Origin of the sequence: Acidomonas methanolica (assembly GCF_004346035.1) — a bacterium.
GTDB classification, from domain to species: Bacteria; Pseudomonadota; Alphaproteobacteria; order Acetobacterales; family Acetobacteraceae; genus Acidomonas; species Acidomonas methanolica.
The window spans coordinates 1-2,337 of the sequence record NZ_SLZN01000083.1 but is presented as its reverse complement, the minus strand read 5'-3'; the positions used below and the strand labels follow the sequence as shown (position 1 = coordinate 2,337).

Sequence of the window (2,337 nt, the reverse complement as noted above, 5' to 3'; positions counted from 1 at the left end):
CCGACCCGTTCCACCTCCCGCCCTTCCAGCGTCGCCAGCAGGTTCCTGCGATAGCGGACCATGCCCTCCGGGGTGAGGCTGGCATCCCCACGGTCGATCAGGGCCTTTTGCCGTCTGGCCAGGGCATCGCCGACTTCACCCCCGAACCCGGCCTCCACCCGGTCGTCGTCGCGTCTGGTCCCAGCCACCAGACGCCGGTCGAGCCAGGTCGCCCCGTCGGAACCGATCTGCACCTCCAGATCGAAGGCCGAGAGCAGCCGCACCGTCGCCTTCGGGGCACGCGCCGCGTCATAGGCGATGGCCTTCTTCTGGAAGTCTTCCGGGATGCGCCAGCGGTCGGCCTCAAACCGTTCAACAATCCCCGCCCGACGCAGAGCTTCCAGACGGCGGACATGCCCCTTGATCAGGTCTTCCGGCGTGCCTTTGAGGTTCCAGCGGTCGAGCTGCATCTGTTCCAGATGGGTGGAGGGGCGATAGATCCCGTCCTCGGTATGGGCGAGGATCGCCCGATCGGATGGGTGCGGTTTGTCAGGAACCGGGGCGGCGGCGATTTCCACGATCGCGCTACGGGGGATGTCCTCCATCTGGGCGGGATCGAAACCCCGCAGATGATGCGCCCGCCCATCGATCCCATCGACCACCAGCGACAGCTTCTCCCCCAGTTCGTCGGTCAGATGCCGGTCGATCAGCCGCCCGGTCACGGGCTTCTCGGGGGTCTCGCCGTGAAAACGGAAATGCGCCGGGTCGCGCGTTGGCGCTGTTCCCTTGTCGCGCGCCTTCAGGGCGCGGTGCATCTGCTTCGTGATGTCATCCCGCTCACCCAGGTTGCGCAGGCGTTCTTCCAGCCGCTCGTCGAGTGTCCATCTGCCCGGCGCTGTCGGACTGGCCAGTCCCATACGCTCCAGCTTCGCCAGACGTGACAGGCACAGCCGCCGGTCCACCAGATCAGACGATGCGACGTCACTGCCGGGGCGTATGTCGAGGGTACCGTCCTTCATCTGATCGAGCAGGGCGCGGTCGATGCGGGTGAAGCGGTCACGATCGATCTCGGCTTCCAGCTTCCGGCGCTGTTCGATCTCGGACACCGGACCGAGGTCCAGCGTCGCGAATTCGGAGGCGCGTTCGCGGAGGCCATGGGTGATATAGCCACTATCGATGACGAGATCCTTGCCCTGGTCATCGCGACCGTTGATCACGACATGGACATGAGGATGCGCGGTGTTGAAATGATTCACCGCCACCCAGTCGAGCCGTGTGCCGAGATCGGCTTGCATTTGCGTCATCAGGTCGCGCGTGAAATCGGTCAGGTCGTCCATCCGGTCGGCGTCTTCCGGTGAGACGATGAAGCGGAACTGATGCCGGTCCTCCGCGCCGCGTTCGAGGAAGGCTCTTGCATCGGCGCGGTCGGTCTCCGCACCATAGAGGGCACCACGCTCGCCGTCGCGGGAGGTGCCATCACGCTGGATGTAGCGCAGGTGGGCGGCGGCTCCGCCTCCCTTCCCGGCCTGACGCACCACACGCGCCTTCACGGTCACACGCCGGGCACCGGGCACCTGATGCCGCCAGCCGGCGATCCCGCGTGCCCGGACGAAGCACGCGCCACGCCCGCGACCTACGCCACGGGTGGAACCGGAACACGACGCGCTCCCCGCACGCGAAGACGCACCAGACTCAGAAGAGAAGCGGCGGCCATTGCCGCCGCCTGACCCACTGCCGCCCCTCTTTCCGGGAGACAGGGATTGCCGACGAACCTGTGTGCGAACGGCGGTCAGAAAGTCGGCGCGACCGCGCGCCGGACTGCCTTTCGAGGGGATGCGTCCAACTCTGGGACGGAACGCGCTGTCGTCATCCTGCGCCATGGCCAGACCTCGCGGAAACAGGGCCTTTTCGGGGAAGAGTGCCGTCAGAAACGGCGAAAAACCCTCACTCCTGAAAAATGACGCCTCATACAGCAGAAATCCAGAGTGCCACTCAAACTTTCCCTAACCCCATGTGCAGACAGAGAAAACCGAAGGTCAGGACTGGCAGGAGTGCCGGTCCCTTTAATCTTGCCCTCACGTTTTTTCTTCTTTTCGGCCTCTGAATTCGACTTTTTTGAATCCAGCAACCCCTTCGGGATGCCCGTGCCAAGGCCCGAAAATCTGCCATGACGCACCTGCCGACACCAATCGAACGGGACGTCGAAACGCTGCACCGCGACCTGTCTTCGATGTCTCTTATGACGTGCCAAACACACGTCAAAACCATGCGCCTGACCTGATCGAAAACGACTTCCGCACATGACTGGGGACCGTCAAACTGGCGACACTTCCGGCGACGATGACCAATCGGTCAGCC

The 2,337-nt window shown here is 64.1% G+C and carries 1 protein-coding gene; it reads right to left on the bottom strand.

Features of this window, described 5'->3' with window-relative positions:
- Positions 1-1,535, bottom strand: a 1,535-nt coding sequence (locus EDC31_RS17460) for a relaxase/mobilization nuclease domain-containing protein (RefSeq protein ID WP_239641768.1), incomplete at its 3' end; no start/stop codon positions are given.
- Between the last annotated feature and the right edge of the window lie 802 nt (positions 1,536-2,337).